15 protein-coding genes are annotated in these 18,663 nt (G+C 63.8%); 11 read left to right on the top strand and 4 right to left on the bottom strand.

Going from position 1 to position 18,663, the window contains the following annotated elements; genetic code table 11:
* Positions 1-14: 14 nt before the first annotated feature.
* The 9 genes from ACF8EA_RS21315 (at position 15) to ACF8EA_RS21355 (ending at position 10,887) form a co-directional block, all read left to right on the top strand.
* Positions 15-1,451: a TolC family outer membrane protein gene (locus ACF8EA_RS21315; RefSeq protein ID WP_274149809.1), complete on the top strand. Its 1,437-nt coding sequence runs from the start codon at positions 15-17 to the stop codon at positions 1,449-1,451.
* The gene (locus ACF8EA_RS21320; protein WP_392523147.1) at positions 1,448-3,616 is read left to right on the top strand and encodes a type I secretion system permease/ATPase; all 2,169 of its coding nucleotides are present in this window, start codon (positions 1,448-1,450) and stop codon (positions 3,614-3,616) included. The genes ACF8EA_RS21315 and ACF8EA_RS21320 overlap by 4 nt, the downstream gene beginning before the upstream one ends.
* Positions 3,613-4,797 (top strand): HlyD family type I secretion periplasmic adaptor subunit, encoded by a 1,185-nt coding sequence (locus ACF8EA_RS21325; protein ID WP_392523148.1) that lies wholly within the window; start codon positions 3,613-3,615, stop codon positions 4,795-4,797. The genes ACF8EA_RS21320 and ACF8EA_RS21325 overlap by 4 nt, the downstream gene beginning before the upstream one ends.
* Positions 4,798-5,083: 286 nt before the next feature.
* Positions 5,084-5,983 (top strand): chemotaxis protein, encoded by a 900-nt coding sequence (locus ACF8EA_RS21330; RefSeq protein ID WP_021781736.1) that lies wholly within the window; start codon positions 5,084-5,086, stop codon positions 5,981-5,983.
* An 88-nt stretch (positions 5,984-6,071) separates the two neighbouring features.
* Positions 6,072-6,383, top strand: coding sequence for a hypothetical protein (locus ACF8EA_RS21335; RefSeq protein WP_021781735.1), 312 nt, complete (start codon positions 6,072-6,074; stop codon positions 6,381-6,383).
* A complete protein-coding gene (locus ACF8EA_RS21340) occupies positions 6,380-7,114 on the top strand; it encodes a YkgJ family cysteine cluster protein (protein ID WP_392523150.1) in 735 nt (244 codons plus the stop codon). The genes ACF8EA_RS21335 and ACF8EA_RS21340 overlap by 4 nt, the downstream gene beginning before the upstream one ends.
* Before the next feature lie 317 nt (positions 7,115-7,431).
* Positions 7,432-7,656, top strand: a complete 225-nt coding sequence (locus tag ACF8EA_RS21345; protein WP_021781733.1) for a hypothetical protein — start codon at positions 7,432-7,434, stop codon at positions 7,654-7,656.
* A 205-nt stretch (positions 7,657-7,861) separates the two neighbouring features.
* Positions 7,862-9,196, top strand: coding sequence for an OprD family porin (locus ACF8EA_RS21350; protein WP_392523152.1), 1,335 nt, complete (start codon positions 7,862-7,864; stop codon positions 9,194-9,196).
* Between the two features lie 200 nt (positions 9,197-9,396).
* Positions 9,397-10,887 (top strand): sensor domain-containing diguanylate cyclase, encoded by a 1,491-nt coding sequence (locus ACF8EA_RS21355; RefSeq protein ID WP_330508941.1) that lies wholly within the window; start codon positions 9,397-9,399, stop codon positions 10,885-10,887.
* Here ACF8EA_RS21355 and ACF8EA_RS21360 read toward each other — a convergent pair.
* A complete protein-coding gene (locus ACF8EA_RS21360) occupies positions 10,884-11,360 on the bottom strand; it encodes a PA2169 family four-helix-bundle protein (RefSeq protein WP_003247307.1) in 477 nt (158 codons plus the stop codon). The two genes, ACF8EA_RS21355 and ACF8EA_RS21360, sit on opposite strands and share 4 nt — an antisense overlap.
* A 200-nt stretch (positions 11,361-11,560) precedes the next feature.
* On the opposite strand from ACF8EA_RS21360, the gene ACF8EA_RS21365 reads away from it, so the two are divergent.
* Complete coding sequence (locus ACF8EA_RS21365; protein WP_021781730.1) at positions 11,561-11,782, top strand: DUF3820 family protein; 222 nt, start codon at positions 11,561-11,563, stop codon at positions 11,780-11,782.
* Positions 11,783-11,841: 59 nt separating this feature from the next.
* On the opposite strand, the gene ACF8EA_RS21370 is transcribed toward ACF8EA_RS21365, so the two are convergent.
* Genes ACF8EA_RS21370 through ptsP form a run of 3 tightly spaced genes read right to left on the bottom strand, consistent with a single transcriptional unit; the run spans position 11,842 to position 17,381 of the window.
* Positions 11,842-13,584, bottom strand: a complete 1,743-nt coding sequence (locus ACF8EA_RS21370; RefSeq protein WP_103443503.1) for a PTS fructose-like transporter subunit IIB — start codon at positions 13,582-13,584, stop codon at positions 11,842-11,844.
* Positions 13,581-14,528: a 1-phosphofructokinase gene (gene pfkB / locus ACF8EA_RS21375; RefSeq protein ID WP_279934860.1), complete on the bottom strand. Its 948-nt coding sequence runs from the start codon at positions 14,526-14,528 to the stop codon at positions 13,581-13,583. The genes ACF8EA_RS21370 and pfkB overlap by 4 nt, the downstream gene beginning before the upstream one ends.
* On the bottom strand, positions 14,529-17,381 hold the full coding sequence (gene ptsP / locus ACF8EA_RS21380) for a phosphoenolpyruvate--protein phosphotransferase (RefSeq protein WP_392523154.1): 2,853 nt from the start codon (positions 17,379-17,381) through the stop codon (positions 14,529-14,531).
* A 284-nt stretch (positions 17,382-17,665) separates the two neighbouring features.
* Between ptsP and cra the strand changes: the two genes are divergently transcribed.
* Positions 17,666-18,661, top strand: a complete 996-nt coding sequence (cra, locus tag ACF8EA_RS21385; protein ID WP_021781726.1) for a catabolite repressor/activator — start codon at positions 17,666-17,668, stop codon at positions 18,659-18,661.
* Positions 18,662-18,663: the final 2 nt, after the last annotated feature.

The raw sequence follows: 18,663 nt of genomic DNA on the forward strand, positions 1-18,663 counted from the left end.
AGTAAGGGAACTATGTGAAGCGAAGCAGTCCGCTGTCACCGCTGTTGCTGGGAGCATTCGGGCTCCTGGCCCTGAACTTCCACCCGGTTGCCCAGGCAGCCGATGATATAGACCCCCACCTGCGCCAGATCGGGCCATCGTTGTTACGCGATTCGCCCGAAGCGGTACCCGCCCGCCCCCCCACTGGCATGGCACCCGTGGCCAGTGGCGAACGGTTGAGCCTTACCGACGCGGTGCTGCAGGCAGCGCAATGGCACCCGAGCATCGCTGAGGCCATCGGCAACCTTTACAAGCAGGGCGAAGGCATCAACGTCGCCCGTGCGGGGTACTACCCACAGATTTCCGGCGGTCTGCGCACCGGTTATGACACCGGTTATGGTGGCGACCGCAATAGCCAGGCCCTGAACCTGTCGCTCAAGCAAATGCTCTATGACTTCGGCAAGGTCGACAGCGCCGTCAATGCCGCCCAGGCGGCTGCCGCCCGCGCCCAGGCCAATATCCTGCTGGTGGTCGACGATCTGGCCCGCGACACAGCCTATGCCTGGATCGAAACCCGCCGATACGAGCAACTGCTGACGATTGCCCGCGACCAGATTCGCGGCGTGGGCGACATTGCCGGCATGGCCCGCCAGCGTAGCGACATGGGCGCCAGCACCCGCTCCGACGTGGTGCAGGCCGAGTCCCGCGTGGAAAGCGCCCGTGCCACCCTGGAGGAGTACCAGTCGCAGTACGAGCGCTGGCGCTCGACCCTGGCGGCGCTGATGGGCCGCGTTACCCCTCCGGCACTGGCCGAGGGCTCACCCGCTGAGCTGAACCAGGCCTGCAAGCGCCCTGCACAGGGTGATGACCGCCTGCCCGCCGTGCTGATGGCCTTGGCCCAGCGCGCACAGGGCCAGGCTGAACTGGCCCAGGCCAAGGCGGAGGCCTACCCCACCCTGTCGCTGCAACCGCAGGTCAATCATTACCTGGACGACGACTATAACCGCGATAACTCACGACTGGACCGCACCCAGGCAGGCATCTACCTGAACGTCGAAGTCCCCATCTACCAAGGGGGCTCCATCAGCGCCCGTACCCGCGCGGCCAGCCACGCGCTGACCGCAGCCGACTCCGCCGAGGACGCCGCCCGCCTGCAGGCGCGTCGGGGCCTGGCCGAAGCCATGGCGCAAACCTCCGGGCTAAGCCGCCGGCTGACCTCGCTGGAAGCGCGCCAGGCCAGTATTCAGGAAGCACGCATGCTCTACGGGCGTCAGTACCTGGACCTGGGCACACGGCCACTGCTCGACCTGCTCAACGCCGAGCAGGAGATCTACCAGTCACGCTTCGAACTTGCCGGCACCCGCTCCGATCTGCTGCGCCTGGATGTCGACTGCCTGTACAACACCGGCGCCCTGCGCACGGCCTTTGGCCTTGAGGGGCGCAACCTGCAAGGTGTGGAGATCCAGCCATGAGTGATTCGATCGATGTGACCCTGCCCAACCAGGCACCCGCGCCGGAGCAGGCCGCCGCGCACCGGCCAGACCTTGGCCCCTGGCTTGAGGTGATATTGCAGGTGGCGCACCACTACCGCCTGGACGTATCACCCCAGCGTATTCGCCTGGCCGCAGTGGAGGATGCCCGCCCGTTGAATGAAATCCTCCGCCACATGGCACGTCAGGCGGGGCTGGCACTGCGCTTCGTGCACTTCGATGCCAAGGGCCTGCGGCAATGGCGCACGCCGCTGGTGCTGGAGCTGGACGACGGGCAACTGGCGGTGGTCGAGTCGGTGACCGAAGAGGACGACCTGGCGGTAGTGTTTGCCGGTGACCAAGGCCTGACTTCGCGCCTGCCCCGCGACACCCTGAAAGGCCGCATCAACCGCGTTGCCCTGCTGCGCCCGGCCCGGCCATTGCGCGATGTGCGCACCGACGACTACACCGCCCCTTACGACCACCACTGGTTCGCCCGCATCGTACTGCGCGACCTGCGCCCCTATGGGCAGGTGATGGTCGCGTCACTGGTGGCCAACGTGCTGGCGCTGGCCGGCGTACTGTTCTCGATGCAGGTGTATGACCGAGTGATACCGGCTGAATCCCTGCCCACCCTCTACGTCCTGTTTGGCGGTGTGGTGTTGGCACTGGTGTTCGACTTCAGCATGCGCCTGCTGCGGCTAAAGGTGACCGACCTGCTCGGCAAGCGCGCCGACCTGCGGGTGAGCGACCTTGTCTATGGCCATGCCCTGCGCCTGCGCAACTCGGTGCGGCCGAAGTCCACCGGCTCGTTCATCTCGCAGTTGCGCGAGCTGGAATCGATCCGCGACCTGATCACGTCCAGCACCGCCACGGTGCTGGCCGACCTGCCGTTCTTTCTGCTGTTCCTGTTCGTGTTCTGGCTGATCGGCGGCGTGCTGGTGTTCATCCCGCTGGTCGCGCTGCTGGCCATGGTGTTGCCAGGGTTGCTTGCACAACGGCGCCTGGCACGGTTGGCCAACGCCTCGATGCGTGAGTCGGCGCTGCGCAACGCCATGCTGGTGGAAAGCATCCAGGGCCTGGACGAGATCAAGGCACTACAGGCAGAGGCACGCTTCGAACGGCAATGGAACCAGTACAACGCGGCCTGTGCGCACACCAACCTGCGCCTGCGCACCCTCACCAACGGCCTGGTGACCTGGACGCAGAACGTGCAGGGTGCAGTGTTTGCCGTGGTAATCGTGATCGGCGCACCCATGGTCATCGCCGGCGACCTCACCACAGGTAGCCTGGTGGCGGCATCCATGCTTTCGTCGCGAATGATGGCGCCGCTGGCACAGCTGACCCATGTACTGACCCGCTGGCAGCAGGCCAAGGTCGCGCTGCAAGGCCTGGACAAGCTGATGCAATCGCCGGTCGACCACCCCGAAGGCGAAGCCCGCGTGCACCTGCCGGCCATTCACGGCGAGTACCGCCTGCGCCAGGCCAGCTTCCGCTACAGCGAAGAGTACCCGCCAGTGCTGAACATTGGCCGGCTGGACATCCAGCCGGGCGAGCGCATTGCCGTGCTGGGCCGCAACGGCGCCGGCAAATCAACCTTGCTGCAGGCGCTGGGCGGGGCCATGGACCTGGTACAGGGCGAGATTAGCCTGGACGGCATCGCCATGGCTCACCTCGACCCGGCTGACCTGCGCCGTGACGTCGGCCTGCTGCCGCAGTACGCGAGGCTGTTCCACGGCACCCTGCGGGAAAACCTCACCCTCGGCTCCGGCCAGGCCAGCGACCAGGAACTGGTAGCCGCACTGGCCGCCACTGGCGCACTGGACTTCGTCCGCCGCCTGCCCAAGGGCATGGACCATCTGATCCTCGAAGGTGGCCTGGGCTTGTCTGGCGGCCAGCGCCAAGCCCTGGTGCTGTCGCGCCTGCTGGTACGCCAGCCGCAGGTGCTGCTGCTGGACGAGCCGACCGCGTCGCTGGACGACATGACCGAGCGCAAGCTGCTGGATAACCTGGAGCGCTTCTGTCAGGGCCGTACACTGGTGATCGCAACCCATCGCCTGAGTGTTCTGCAGCGGGTCGACCGCATCCTGGTGCTGGACGCCGGGCGCATCGTCATTGATGACGCGCGCGATGCCGCGCTGGCCAAACTGCAGGGAGCCCAGGCATGAGCGACCATGAACTCCCGGCTTCCTATCTGGACGGGCAGGACGACCAGGCGGTATTCCGCGCCGGCCGCCTCATCACCCTCTGCGCGCTGATGCTGGCGGCGTTTCTGGCCTGGGCGGCCTGGTTCGAGGTGACCGAGGTGTCCACCGGCACAGGCAAGGTCATCCCCAGTTCGCGAGAGCAGGTAATCCAGTCGTTCGAGGGTGGTATCGTCGCGCAGATGAGCGTCGCCGAAGGCGACCTGGTCGAGCGCGGCCAAGTGCTGGCCCAACTCGACCCGACCAAGACGGCCTCAAGCGTTGGTGAAAGCGAAGCCAAGTACCGCGCGGCCAGGGCCAGCCAGGCCCGCCTGCAGGCAGAGGTGACCGGCAAGCCACTGACCTTCCCGGCGAGCCTGCGCGACTCTCCTGACCTGATCGATGCCGAAACCGCGCTGTACCAGACCCGCCGCCGCGGCCTGGAACAGACCCTGGCGGGTATTCAGGACTCGTTGCAACTGGTGCGCAGCGAGCTGAAGATCACCGAGAACCTGGCGAAGATGGGTGCCTCCAGCCGGGTCGAAGTTATTCGCCTGAACCGCCAGCGTTCCGAGCTGGAACTCAAGGCCAACGAGGCGCGCTCGGACTATCTGGTGCGTGCCCGGGAAGAACTGGCCAAGGCCAGCGCCGAAGCGGACGCCCTGTCGGAAGTGATCCGCGGGCGCAGCGACTCGCTCAGCCGCCTGACCCTGCGCTCGCCGGTGCGCGGCATTGTAAAGGACATCGAGGTCAACACCCTGGGTGGCGTGGTGCAGCCCGGTGGCCAGGTGATGAAGATCGTACCGATGGACGAACGCCTGCTGATCGAAACCCGCATCGCGCCACGGGACATCGCCTTCATTCACCCCGACCAGGCGGCCAAGGTCAAGATCAGTGCCTATGACTACTCGGTGTACGGCGGGCTGGACGGCAAGGTGGTGGGCATCTCGCCGGACACCCTGCAGGACGAGGTCAAACCGGAAATCTACTACTACCGCGTGTTCATCCGCACCGAACAGGACAGCTTGCAGAACAAGGCCGGTAAGCGTTTTGCGATCGTGCCAGGGATGATTGCCACAGTGGATATCCGAACGGGCGAGAAAACCATCCTCGATTACCTGATCAAGCCGCTGAACCGGGCCAAGGAGGCCCTGCGTGAACGGTAGTGCGTGACGGGAGGTTTGCGTTGCCAGTGAGATTGAGCGCCGCCCGCGCGGCGCATCGCGAGCTGTGCTCGCTCCTACACATGGCGGCCGCGCGCCCGGAACAGGCTTTACTGGCCTGAAACAAACGTAGGAGCGAGCGCAGCTCGCGATGCGCCGCGCGGGCGGCGCTCGACCTCACTGACAACAAAAAAGACCAAGGCGAACCCATCAACTACCATCAATACCCTAAAGCCAGCCGTCAAAGAGCCGATAACCGGTTATCCCCTGCCCCCCACCGAAGGTCACCATGGCCACGCAAAATGCCCGCGCGGATTCGCTATCCCTGCTGCTGTTCACCCTGCGCAGCGGTAAGCTGATGGCAATCAACCTGCTCAAGGTCAGCGAGATCATACCCTGCCCGCCGCTGACCAAGCTGCCCGAGTCGCACCCCCATGTAAAAGGCGTGGCAACCCTGCGCGGCCACTCGCTGTCGGTCATCGACCTGTCCCGCGCCATTGGCGAACAACCGCTGGCCGATCCACAGGGTGGCTGCCTGATCGTTACCGAGATCAGCCGCTCGCGCCAAGGCCTGCATGTACAGGCGGTCAGCCGCATCGTGCATTGCCTGAGCACCGACATCAAGCCGCCGCCCTACGCCTCAGGCACCCGCTCGTTCATCACTGGCGTGACGCGCGTCGACAACACCCTGGTGCAGGTGCTGGACATCGAAAAAGTCATACACGCCATCGCCCCGCCCGTCGCCGAGCCGGCGCACGGCACCTTGAACGAAGAAGATGCCAGCCTGCTGGCCGCCGCCAATATCCTGGTGGTGGACGACAGCCAGGTGGCCTTGCAGCAGTCGGTGCACACCCTGCGCAACCTCGGTATCGAATGCCACACCGCGCGCAGCGCCAAAGACGCCATAAACGTGCTGCTGGAACTGCAAGGCACCGCGCAGGAGATCAACATCATCGTCTCCGACATCGAAATGAGCGAAATGGACGGCTACGCCTTCACCCGCACGCTGCGTGAAACCCCTGACTTCCAGCACCTGTACGTGCTGTTGCATACCTCGCTGGACAGTGCCATGAGCAGTGAAAAGGCGACCCAGGCCGGGGCCAATGCCATCCTTACCAAGTTCTCCTCGCCAGAGCTGACCGATTGTCTGGTGGTGGCCGCGCGTACCGTGGTGTTCGCCGAGCACTGATATATTCAGCGACAAACTCCCCGGCTGGCCGCCGGGGGTGACTCGGGCATAATTCGCGCCCCTCGCAAGAAAATTGCCGGAATCACATATGAAGCTTCTCAGCTCTATCCTGATCAGCTGTGCCCTCTTCAGCGGTATTGCCCAGGCCTCCAGTAGTCAGGCCTGGAACGAGCAGCGCCAGCAGATGCTCAAGGCCTGCCTGACCGCAAGCCAGTTCAAGAACGCCCACGCTCGCGGCAAGCCCGCCGAGTTCGATGACCAGGCAGGCATGAGTGCCCTGCTGATCGAAGGCGTCTACCCACAAAAGCACATGCAGCAGCGCACCGGCACCGAGCTGTGTCTGTACGATCGCCAGCACCAGCGTGCCTTTGTCAGCGAGTGGAGCCCGGAAGCCAAGTGACCGACCGCTTACGTTTCGGCTGTACCGGCTGCGGCAAATGCTGCACCGGCCACCATGTGCCACTGACGCTGGCCGAAGCTCGTCGCTGGGCGGACGATGCCGGCCAGGTGGTGGTACTGATCGAAGCCCTCGTCGTGGACGGCCCTGGCATGCCGCTGGAGCAGCGTGACCATGTGCTGCGACGCTCCCATCCGGTGCATTGCGGCGAGGGCGAGGTACGCGTCTCGGTGACCTTTGCTGCATTCAACCCCGGACGTTGTCGTAACCTCGACGCCAACGACCTCTGCACCATCTATGAGCAGCGCCCGCTGGTCTGTCGCATCTATCCGGTAGAAATCAACCCGCATATTCCATTGCGGCCAGACAGCAAGGACTGCCCGCCGGAGGCCTGGCAACAGGGGCCGGAGCTGATTCACGGCACGCAACTGGTCGATGTGGAACTGCAGGCGCTGGTCCAGGCTTCGCGCCAGGCCGACCGCGATGACATTGCCGCCAAGGTCGCGGTATGTCAGGCATTGGGCATGACTACCAGTGCGCTAAAAGGTAACGGGTTTACCGCTTACTTGCCGGATATGGGGGCGTTTGCTGCGGCGCTGGCGCAGGTGCCGGGGAATGAAGGGACGCAGTGGACCGTGCATGTGCAGGATGAAGCGCTGACGGCGAGCTTGCAGGCACTGGGTTTGCGCACGACCAATGAAACCCCGGTGTATTACGCCTTTATCGGCTTTTAGCCTGATCACCTTGCCCAAGGCCACGCACGAAAAAGCGACCGGATAGCTGGCTGACGGCCAGCTACAAAGCTGCCGTTGGCTTTCTTCGAACACCACCGTAGCGCTGTGAACCGCCTCGGGGGACGAGCCCATCTATTACAAAAAGTACGCAGGCGCTCTAGCACGGGGCTTTCGCCAAAAGTCCCATTGACTCCCCCAAGGATCGTTACTTTTTGCGCAACAGTGCTTATCGCACTTCGCTCTGTTTCGAGTGCACTGAAAGGACTAACTTTACCCCTGTCCTCATTAGCACTTGCACCGCAAGAAGGTAGTTTCAAATGTCCAGCAGTATGGGTATTGCCAGCGTCTTCGTCCTGTCTTCCCTGTTGTTGTCGCCCCTGGCCATGGCCGAAGAATCCCCGGCTTTCGTCGCCCGCAATGCAGAGCTCGCGGCTGTCCATCAAGAGGCCCGTGACGCTGTAGCCGCAAACAAGGCAGATACCGCAAAAGGCGCTAAACAGACAGCTTCCAAAGTTACTGTCGATGCCAATGCCGACAGCTGATCAGGCGCTGTCGCTGCTCCCGCTTTCCCTTGGCTACGCCATGGGCACCTCCAGTGCCGATATGTTAGCCTTTTAAAGGCCGCTGCCAATCAGCGGCTTTTTTTATGTGCTTCAACTCTCAGCCTGGTTGTAACGTCCACCTATAAAAAGACGCACATTCAAATATAAAAACTGCCCCACCGTCATACCAAAGGAGCTAGTACCGGTGCCTTCCGCGTTTCGTTTTACCCCGCTTTTCATTGCGTTGACTGCAACGATCCCTTTCGCCGCCCAGGCAGATGAAGACAAGGCTGATGGCTTCATCGAAGGTTCGTCCTTCAACCTGCATTTTCGTAATGCCTACTTCAACCGCGACAACCACAACGCCGGCGTGCGCGACACCCGCGAGTGGGGCCAGGGCGCGGTTGCGCGTTTCGAGTCGGGCTACACCCCAGGTGTGATCGGCTTTGGCCTGGATGCTCATGCCATGCTGGGCCTGAAGCTCGACGGCGGCGGCGGCCATGCCGGCACCAGCATCCTGCCCAAACACATCAAGGACGACGGCGAGCTGGGCGCTGCCCCGCACTCGTTCTCCACTGCCGGTGCTGCGGTCAAGCTCAAGGCCTTCGACACCGAGCTGAAAGCCGGTGACCTGTTCCTCACCAACCCGGTGATCGCCGGCGGCGAAACGCGCATGCTGCCGCAAACCTTCCGCGGTGTAAGCCTGACCAATACCAGCATCGACGGCCTGTTGCTCGAAGGCGGCCAGGTCAGCTTCACCCACCCGTACAACCAGAGCGGCCACCGCCGCATCGACACCTACTACGGGTCACTGGACGAGCACGACAAGAGCAAGCACCTGAACTGGGCCGGCGCGTCGTGGAGCGGTACCGAGCACATCACCGCCAACCTGTACGCCGCCGAGTTGAAGGACATCTGGAACCAGTATTACGCGGACTTCGACTACACCTATGTGGTCAATGACCTGGTCAGCCTGAAACCGGGCGTGCACTTCTATCACACCCAGGACACCGGCCAGGCCCTGCTAGGCAAGATCGACAACAACACCTACAGCGTGCACTTCACCGTCAACGCAGGCTTCCACAGCGTCACCGCCGCCTACCAGCGAGTGAACGGCAACACGCCATTCGACTACATCAACCTGGGCGACAGCGTGTACCTGGACAACTCGCGCATGTACTCGGACTTCAACGCGCCGAACGAGCGCTCATGGAAACTGCAGTACGGCTATGACTTCGCCGGAGTCGGCGTGCCTGGTTTGAGCACCTCGCTGTCGTATTCGCGCGGTGAGGCCGACCTGACCAAGGCCACTCAGGACACCACTCACTACAATTACTACCGTGAAGATGGCAAGAACGCCATGCACTGGGAACGCGACCTGGACGTGAAGTACGTGTTCCAGGAAGGCGACCTCAAGGACCTGTCGGTGCTGGTGCGCTATGCCACCCACCGCGGCAGCCAGGGTTATGCGTCGATCGACAGCAACAGCGACAACGATGAACTGCGGGTCATCGTCGATTACCCACTGAACGTGTTCTGATCTTTTGCTGCCAGTGTAGGAGCGGGTTCACCCGCGAAGAAGGCTTCGCCGGTGTTCGCGGGTAAACCCGCTCCTACAGAGGTACACGGCAAATAGAAAAGTACAGTACACCGTGCTTCCGTCGGACAAATCTTGTCCGACAATCCCTGCTTCCCTAGAATATCGCCGCCGCGAATGGCCCTGCCCACGCAGTAGCGAGCATGCCCACCCAATCCCCGCGTTTCGCAGTCTACAGGTCGCACCCCGAGCTGATCCTCAACCTGGGCAGTTGCCTTGCCGTGCTCGCCATCGTGGCCATCGTCAGCTACCTGCTTGACCGCGAGCGCGAAAGTGTCGAACAGTCGGCGTTGCGCTCGTCGAACAACATCGTCCAGCTGATCGAAAGCGACATCCTGCGCAACGTCGAACTCTACGATCAGTCACTGCAAGGCCTGATCTGGGCCGTCGGGCGCAAGGAACTGCCGGAAGTCCCCGGCCCGATACGCCAGCGCCTGCTGTTCAATGAAGCCTTCGTCGACCGCAAGCGGGGTGACGTGCTGTGGCTGGACAAGCAAGGCAATGTCGTCGGCGACTCCACCAGCAGCGTGCCACGCAAGGCCAACTTCGGCCATACCGGGGTGTTCAAGGCTCACCAGCAGAATGCCAACCTCGGCTTGCTGGTAGGGCCCCCTTTCAAGGCCAAGCTTGGCGACCTGGACTGGTGTATCAGCTTCAGCCGACGCATCTCCGGCCCCAATGGCGAGTTCGCCGGGTTGGCAGCGGGTGCGCTGCGCCTGTCGTACTTCAGTGAGTTGTTCCAGCGCCTGGACATTGGCCACGACAGCAGCATCAACCTGTTCAATACCGACGGGCAGTTGCTCGTCCGCCAGCCCTATCGCGCGCAGGACCCGCTGATTGGAACCTCCTACACCGAAAGGCCCAATTTCAAGCGCATCATCGCTGAACAGAGCGGTACCTTCACCGCCCGCTCCGACATCGACGGCAAGCTCCGCATGTTCACCTTCGCCCGGGTCGCGCAGTTGCCCCTGATCGTGCTGGTGGTGCACTCGGCCGACGAGGTGTTCGAGTCCTGGCGCCGCACCGCCATTGTTGTCAGCGTCGCCACCGGCGGTCTGTGCGTGGGCATTCTCTGGCTGACGTTGCTGCTGGGCCGCGAACTGCGCCGCCGCCACGAGGCCGAAGAAGACCTGGCTATGCTCGCTTCCACCGATAGCCTGACTGGCCTGGCCAACCGCCGCAGGCTGGACCATGTGCTGCGCCAGGAATGGGCCCGCGCCCAACGTAACCGTAAACCACTGGCGGTACTGATGGTGGATGTGGACCACTTCAAGGCATTCAACCAGCGCCATGGTCACGCCGGTGGCGACCATGCCTTGCGCGAAGTGGCCAAGGCCATCGAGGCATGCATTCGCCGCCCGGCGGACCTGGCCGCGCGTTACGGTGGGGAGGAGTTTCAGGTCGTGCTGCCGGAAACCGATCTGGCCGGGGCCCAGCTACTGGCTGAACGCATCCGCGCCAGCGTCGAGGCGCTGGCGCCGTTTGCGGATGATGTCCACGCAGTAACCGTGAGCATCGGTATCGGTTTGTCCGACACCCAGCACGACCTTGGCAGGGTGCTGGGTGCTGCGGACGAAGCGCTCTACCGGGCCAAGGCCAAGGGCCGGAACCGGGTCGAGGGCCCGCTCGACTAGGAGCGGGCGCGAGCGGCGTTGCGCAGGGCCTTGACCTGGTCATGGTTGCGCTGCACGCCTTGCAGCTGCTTTTCCACCAGGCTGTAGGTCATGTCGCTGGCAGTGCGGCCCAGTTTCACCAGCTTCTCGCGGGCTTCCTTGTAGGCCTTGAGGGCGTGGTCCTCGCCACGCTCCACCTCGTTCAGCACCGCCTCTTCGTCCTTGCCGGTGACCATCGACTTGAGGTTGACCCAGCCGCGGTGCAGGTCGCCACTGATGCTGGTGGAGGTTTCCGGGTCGCCGCCCAAGCGGCGAACCTCGCCCTGCAATTCACTGGCAGCGTTAGCGCACTCACCCGCGCGCTGGACGAAGAACGCTTTCAGTTCGGGGTTCTTCACATCATCGGCAGAGGCCTTGAAACCTTTCTCGCCATCCTTGCTGTACTCGATCAGGTCGTTGAGTACGTCGATCACGTCTTTGTTGGGGTTGCTCATGGTCGAACTCCTTGGCAGGTGATAGTCCTCTAGGGAATTGCAGTGTTCGTGCCACGCTTACCACAAAAATAAATTACTTTATTTTCAATGAGTTATACAAAAGAGACGACAGCTGATAACGGCGTTCTGCATGATTGCCGCTTGGGGCTTCGTGCAGATTGCAGTATGGTCGGCGCCTTTCCACAGCCAGGTGCGCGACGATGAAGCCGGAAACCCTCGAACTACTGGTGACCCGCAGCATGCCGTTCGGCAAGTACCAAGGGAGGATCATTGCCGACCTGCCAGGAGACTACCTGGCGTGGTTTGCGCGCAAGGGCTTCCCGACAGGGGAACTGGGCGGGTTGCTGGCGTTGATGCATGAGATCGATCACAACGGGCTGGGTGATCTGCTGGTGCCGTTGCGGCAGAAGCATGGGCGCTGAGAGGTCAACGCGGCCTTTGTGGAAGCGACCTTGTGCCGCTCCCACAAAGTGGGGTCAGCTCAGGTACTTTTAACCGGCGTCACCGCCAGCTCCACCCGCTCGCTCTTCTTGATCACGGCATACACCACCGCAGTCAACAAGCTACCGGCCATGATCGCCAACAAATAAAGCAGCGCATGGTTGATCGCGTTGGGGATAAGCAATACGAACAAGCCGCCATGCGGCGCCATCAGCTTGCAGCCAAAGTACATCGACAATGCCCCGGTCAACGCACCACCGGCGATACTGGCCGGGATCACCCGCAATGGGTCCTTGGCGGCAAACGGAATCGCCCCCTCGGAGATGAAGCACAGCCCCAGCGCCAGCGCTGCCTTGCCCGCCTCGCGCTCGCTCTGGGCGAACTTGCGCCGGGCCAGGAAGGTGGCGATGCCCAAGCCAATCGGCGGCACCATGCCCGCGGCCATGGTCGCGGCCATTGGCGCGTAGCTCGACGAGGCCAGCAGCCCCACCGAGAACGCATAGGCGGCCTTGTTGATCGGCCCGCCAAGGTCGACGCACATCATGCCGCCCAGCAACAGCCCCAGCAGGATGGCATTGGTGGTGCCCATGCTGTCGAGGAAGTGCGTCAACCCTTCGAGCATCGCCGCTACCGGCTGGCCGACCACGTAGATCATCACCAGGCCGGTGAACAGACTGGCCAGCAATGGAATGATCAGGATTGGCTTGAGCGCCTCCAGGCTGCTGGGCAAGCGCGCCCATCGGGCAATGGCCTTGGCGCTGTAACCGGCAAGAAAACCGGCGACTATGCCACCGATGAAGCCGGCCCCCAAGGTGCTGGCCAGCAGGCCACCGATCATGCCGGGGGCCAGCCCGGGGCGGTCGGCGATGGACCAGGCGATATAGCCCGCCAGTAGCGGCACCATCAGTTTGAAGGCGGCTTCACCGCCAATCTGCATCAACGCCGCCGGTAAGGTGCCCGCCTCTTTGTAGGCCTCGATACCGAACACGAACGACAGAGCGATCAGCAGGCCACCGGCCACCACCATCGGCAGCATGAACGACACGCCGGTAAGCAAGTGTTTGTACACGCCGGTTTTCTCGCCCTTCGTCGGCGTGGTCGGCGCTGCGGCGTCGGCGCTGTTCTCCACCGTGGCCTGCGCCAAGGCTTTGTCCAGAGTCGCGCGAGCCTGCTTGAGGGCAATGCCGGTACCACAACGGTAAATACGTTTGCCGGCGAAACGTGCAGTGGGAACTTCAATGTCGGCGGCCAGCAAAACCACGTCCGCCGCGGCGATGGCTTCAGCAGACAAGGGGTTGCGCGCACCGACCGAGCCCTGGGTCTCGACGGTGAGCTGATAGCCCAGTTGTTGTGCTGCTTGCTGCAGGGCTTCTGCGGCCATGAAGGTATGGGCTACGCCGGTCGGACAGGCAGTGACAGCTACGATGCGGGTGCCAGCACTGCCAGCGGCGGCGGGGCCATCTGTCACTGCGACCAGCAGCTCGGCGTTGGCCGCCGCTTCGTCGAGAAAGCCTTCGCGATCAGCCAGCGCCTGGGATGGCGTGCTCTGGTACAGGCGTTTGCCGACGAAGCGGGCCAGGTCCACCGGCCCGGTGCTGACCACAAGCACCCAGTCAGCCTCGGCGATCTGCGCGGCGCTCAGTTGCCGCTCGGGATGTTCAGTATTCTGCACTTCGACGCTGGTGCTCCAGCCGCGCCGCTGGGCAGCGGCGGACAGCAAGCGTGCGCTCAGTACACTCGACACCTGGCCATTGGGGCAGGCGGTGACTATGGCAATGTTCATCGGCAACCCTCTTGTTGTTCTGTCAGTTGCACGGCCGCTTCCAATTGCACCAGGTGCACGCGGTCACGTATACCGAAGCCAACCTGGGTAACGGCCTGGGCGGCGATGGCAGTGGCTCGGGTCAACGTCTGCGCAGGCGCCTCGGCCAGCAACAGGCCGTGGACCATGCCGGCCACCAGCGAATCCCCCGCCCCCACCGTGCTGGCAACCCGTACCTTGGGTGGGCGGGCGTGCATGGCCAGGTCACGACTGAACCAACTGACGCCCTGCTCGCCCGCAGACACCACCACGTGTTCAACGCCACTGGCCAGCAGGCGCTTGGCGGCAGCCGTCTGTTGCGCCAGGTTATCCACAGGCAGGCCCAGCACTTCGCCCAGTTCTTCGGTATTGGGCTTGACCAGCCAGGGCGCGCTCTGCAAGCCGACACGCAGGGCTTCACCACTGCTGTCCAGGACAACCTTGAGGCCTTGAGCCTTCAACAGTTCGAGCAACTGGCGGAACCAGTCGGCACTGATCCCGCGCGGCAGGCTACCAGCCACCACCACGGCATCGTGACCTGGGGCAATCTGTTGCAGCCTGTGCAGCAAGGCGTTGCGTGCCGCCTCGTCGACCTCCGGGCCCTGCCCGTTGATATCGGTGACGCGGCCATCGGCCTCGACCAGCTTGATATTGCTGCGGGTTTCGCCCGGCACACGGACAAAGCAGTCGGTAAAACCGCGACCGTCGATCAGCGCCTCGAAGGGCTGCAGATTGTCGCGCCCGAGGAAACCGCCAACGGTTACGCTGTGCCCCAGATCGGCCAGTACCTGTGCAACGTTCAGCCCCTTGCCCGCGGCGTGACTGTGCTGCTCCTGGCTACGGTTGACCTGGCCTGGGCGCAGAGCGTCCAGGCCGATGGTGATATCCAGCGCCGGGTTCAGGGTGAGAGTGAGGATCTTGGCCATTCAGTAACGCTCCACCAGCGCGCGAACTGCTGCGGCGCTGTCCTGTTGCAGGGCCTCGCGCGCCAAGGCGCGGGCTGTCTGATGATCGGCCTGGCGAACCAGTGCCTTGACTTCGGCGATGCTGCGCGCGGAGACGCTGAGTTCGTCCACGTCCAGCCCCAGCAGCACGGCCACCGCTTGCGGGTCGGCCGCCAGCTCGCCACACACGCCCACCCACTTGCCGTGGGCATGGGCGGCGCGCACGGTCATGTCGATCAGGCTCAATACCGCCGGGTGCAGGCCATCGGCCTGTGCCGAGAGGCTGGGGTGGCCACGGTCGATAGCCAAGGTGTATTGAGTCAGGTCGTTGGTGCCGATGCTGAAGAAGTCCACTTCGCGCGCCAATTGCGCTGCCAGCAGGGCCGCTGAAGGCACCTCGACCATAATGCCCAGTTGCAGGTCGGCTACCGGGATTTCTGCGCGCAGGCGTTCCACCATGGCCCGAGCCTCACGCCACTCGTGCACCTGGCCAACCATCGGGAACATGATACGCAACGGGCGCTGGTCGGCGGCCCGCAGCAATGCGCGCAACTGGTCTTCCATCACTTGCGGGCGCTGCAGGGTCAAACGCACGCCGCGCACGCCGAGGAAGGGATTTTCCTCGGCAGCGATCGGCCAGTAAGGCAGCGGTTTGTCGCCGCCGACATCCAGGGTACGCACCACCAGCGGGCGCCCATCGAGGCCATCGAGCACGCGGCGGTACTCGGCTTCCTGGGTAGCCACGTCCGGCGCTTGAGGGTGGGCCATGAAAATCAGTTCGGTGCGCAGCAGGCCCACACCTTCGGCGCCCTGCTCCACCACCTTGGCAATACCGTTGCTGTCACCGATGTTGGCACACACCTCGACAGCATGCCCATCCTGGGTGATGGCCGGCTCGAAGCGGTTGGCCCAGGCGGCCTGCAGGCGTTGCTCGCGCAGGTCACGCTCGGCCAGCGCCTGCTGCAGTTCATCCGCAGGCGGTGCGACGCTAACCACACCACGCTGGCCATCGAGCAGCAGCGGCGTGCCACTGTCCAACAGCAGTATCGACGCACCGGCGCCGACCACTGCCGGTATGCCCAAAGCCCGGGCAACGATGGCACTGTGGGCCGTGGCGCCGCCCTGGGCGGTGACAATACCGGCAACCCGGGTGGGGTCCAGGCGGGCGACATCGGATGGACCGACTTCGGTCATCACCAGCACATAGGGTTGCTCGGGTTCAGCCTGCGCCTGCACACCACACAACTGCGCCAGCACGCGGCGGCCGATATCGCGCAGGTCGGCAGCGCGCTCGGCAAGCAGCGCATCGTGCAATGCCTCTTGCTGACGGGCCGCGGCGTCGATCACGGCCATCCACGCGGCCGCGGCGCTTTCGCCCTGGGCCAGGCGCTGCTCGACATCGTCGGTCAGGGCCGGGTCGGCAAGCATTTCCTGGTGGGTGACGAAAATTTCGCCAATGGCCTTGTCGCTGCGCAGGACCAAAGCCTGCAGTTCGCCATTGACGATGGCCAACGCTTCGCGCAGCTTCTGCCGCTCCTGGGCGCACGATTCACCCCGCAAGGGGTAGTCGAACTCACGCTCGACACAGACATGCGCCGGGCCGCTGGCAATGCCGGGGGCGGCACCCACACCCTGGATACGACTGCCGGCCGCAGGCGCTTGCAGCACTTCGGGTAGGTCATCGGCAATGGGCGTGACGCTCTGCGGGAGCGGTTCCACCTCCTCACCCAGGCCTTGTTCGATAGCGGCCAGCAACACCGGCAAGGCATCGGCAGCGATACTCGGCTCGGCGACCAGTTCCAGTGCCTGACCACGGCGGGCGCCGAGGCTGAGCAGCTTGCTGAGGCTCTTCACCGATACCGCTGGCTGCGCGCTATCGACCAGGCGCACTCGAATTTCCCCTTCAAAGCCTTTGGCCAGTTGTGCAAGCACCTTGGCCGGTCGGGCATGCAAGCCATGTGGATTGGCCAGCACGACACGTGCGCTGGGCCAGTCCGCCGGCGCCTCGCCGACCAGTACTTCCAGTACCGCACGGCTGTTGGTGGCCTGGTAGAGCATCTGCCCGCGGCCTTCGATCAGCACTTCGCAAAGACGCTCAAGCAGGGCCTCGTGAGCGGCGCCAAGGCTGGCCAGGCAGAACAGACCGTTGAGCGGCTGGTCGCGGTAACGCAGCGGCTGCTGCGGGGTGATGAAGGCGAGGCCCGGCTGACGAACCTGGCGCTCGCTGTGCAGCCACCACAGGCCCTCGCCCAGCGGCAGCGGTTCGGCCTGCTGGAGCACGGCGGCAAAGCCACTGTCGACACAGTCGGCACGTTGCAACAGGCGGGCACCGCGCCAGGCCAGTTCGTCGAAGTCTTCAGCCGGCAAGTTCAGCCCCACCAGCTGCGCATCCAGCGCCAACGCTTGTGGCGCGCCCTGCAGCAGCTTGAGCAGCACTTCGGCTGAGCTGGCCCGGCGCAAGGCTTCGGCCAGGTCGGTCTCGCCCAGCGCACGGGTCAACAGCTGCAGCAGGCGCAGGTGTTCGTCGGAGCGGGCGGCAATACCAATGGCCAGGTAGACCATTTGCCCGTCACCCCAGTCTACCCCCTCGGGAAACTGCAGCAGCCGCACGCCGGTGGCATACACCAGATCGCGTGTTTGCGGCGTACCATGGGGAATGGCGATGCCCTGGCCAAGGAACGTGGAGCCTTGTGCCTCCCGGGCCTGCAGCCCTTGCAGGTAACCCTCGGCGACCAGGCCGTCCGCAACCAGCCGATCCGCCAGAAGGCGCAATGCCTCGTCCTTGTCGGCGGCCTTCTGGCCCATGGCTATCTGCTCATTGGCGAGCTCGAGCATGACCTTCTCCTTTTGCAGTTCCCGTTCGGGTACTGGAGTATTGTTGTGAAATTCACATAAGGGGCCAGTTCAGCAGCCTTGCACGGGTGGCAGCCGAGGCAGAAAAATCGGCGGCTGAAACGTTTAATCTGACCAGGCGGCCACGTTACTCGATAATCTGCCCAGTAAAAAGCCCCATCCTGTCGGACAATTGCGACAATGGTCGTCTGCGCGTGATGCCTGTACCGGGTCAAACTACCCGGTCCGGCCTCACAGCCAGCCCCGGTAATAACAAGGAAAATTCGGTGAAACTCAGCGATATCGCCCGTCTGGCCGGTGTGTCCGTGACCACTGCCAGCTACGTCATCAATGGCAAGGCTGAACAGCAGCGCATCAGTAACAGTACTGTCGAGCGGGTACGCGCGGTGGTCGAAGCCCACGGCTTCACCCCCAACCCGCAGGCAGCTGGGCTGCGCAGCCGGCATACCCGCACCCTGGGCTTCATTCTCCCGGATCTGGAGAACCCCAGCTACGCCCGCATTGCCAAGCAACTGGAGCAAGGCGCCCGCGCCCGCGGCTACCAGCTTCTGATCGCCAGCAGCGACGACCAGCCAGACAGCGAGCGCCAACTGCAGCAGCTGTTCCGTGCGCGCCGCTGCGATGCGCTGTTCGTTGCCAGTTGCCTGCCGCCAGAAGATGACAGCTACCGCGAGCTGCAGGACAAAGGCCTGCCGGTGATAGCCATCGACCGCCGTCTGGACCCCGCACACTTCTGCTCGGTGATCAGCGACGACCGCGATGCCAGCCGCCAGCTGGCCGCCAGCCTGCTCAGCGCGGCACCACGTAGCATAGCCCTGATAGGCGCGCGCCCCGAGCTGTCGGTTAGCCAGGCGCGTGCCGGCGGATTCGACGAAGCCCTGCAAGGCTATACCGGCGAAGTGCGCCGCTATCAGGGCGAAGCGTTCAGCCGCGAGTGCGGCCAGCGCCTGATGCAGCAACTGATCGACGACCTGGGTGGCCTGCCTGATGCTCTGGTGACCACTTCGTACGTACTGTTGCAGGGCGTGTTCGACACCCTCCAGGCGCGCCCGGTCGACTCGCGCCAACTGCAGCTGGGTACCTTTGGCGACAACCAGTTGCTCGACTTCCTGCCGCTGCCGGTCAATGCCATGGCCCAGCAGCATGGCCAGATTGCCGCCACTGCGCTTGAACTGGCACTGGCTGCCATCGAGGAAAAACGCTATGAACCCGGCGTGCATGCTGTTGGCCGCACCTTCAAGCAACGCATCTCAGCGACCTGAAC

Source organism: Pseudomonas sp. YQ_5 (assembly GCF_043103305.1).
Lineage (GTDB): Bacteria > Pseudomonadota > Gammaproteobacteria > Pseudomonadales > Pseudomonadaceae > Aquipseudomonas > Aquipseudomonas putida_Y.

Excerpts from the sequence above, each read along its gene's own strand:
- ACF8EA_RS21330 (WP_021781736.1), top strand. The coding sequence starts at position 5,084 with ATGGCCACGCAAAATGCCCGCGCGGATTCGCTATCCCTGCTGCTGTTC.
- ACF8EA_RS21345 (WP_021781733.1), top strand. The coding sequence starts at position 7,432 with ATGTCCAGCAGTATGGGTATTGCCAGCGTCTTCGTCCTGTCTTCCCTG.
- ptsP (WP_392523154.1), bottom strand. The coding sequence starts at position 17,381 with ATGCTCGAGCTCGCCAATGAGCAGATAGCCATGGGCCAGAAGGCCGCC.
- ACF8EA_RS21365 (WP_021781730.1), top strand. The coding sequence starts at position 11,561 with ATGAAGCCGGAAACCCTCGAACTACTGGTGACCCGCAGCATGCCGTTC.
- ACF8EA_RS21325 (WP_392523148.1), top strand. The coding sequence starts at position 3,613 with ATGAGCGACCATGAACTCCCGGCTTCCTATCTGGACGGGCAGGACGAC.
- ACF8EA_RS21370 (WP_103443503.1), bottom strand. The coding sequence starts at position 13,584 with ATGAACATTGCCATAGTCACCGCCTGCCCCAATGGCCAGGTGTCGAGT.
- ACF8EA_RS21355 (WP_330508941.1), top strand. The coding sequence starts at position 9,397 with ATGCCCACCCAATCCCCGCGTTTCGCAGTCTACAGGTCGCACCCCGAG.
- pfkB (WP_279934860.1), bottom strand. The coding sequence starts at position 14,528 with ATGGCCAAGATCCTCACTCTCACCCTGAACCCGGCGCTGGATATCACC.
- ACF8EA_RS21335 (WP_021781735.1), top strand. The coding sequence starts at position 6,072 with ATGAAGCTTCTCAGCTCTATCCTGATCAGCTGTGCCCTCTTCAGCGGT.
- ACF8EA_RS21360 (WP_003247307.1), bottom strand. The coding sequence starts at position 11,360 with ATGAGCAACCCCAACAAAGACGTGATCGACGTACTCAACGACCTGATC.
- ACF8EA_RS21320 (WP_392523147.1), top strand. The coding sequence starts at position 1,448 with ATGAGTGATTCGATCGATGTGACCCTGCCCAACCAGGCACCCGCGCCG.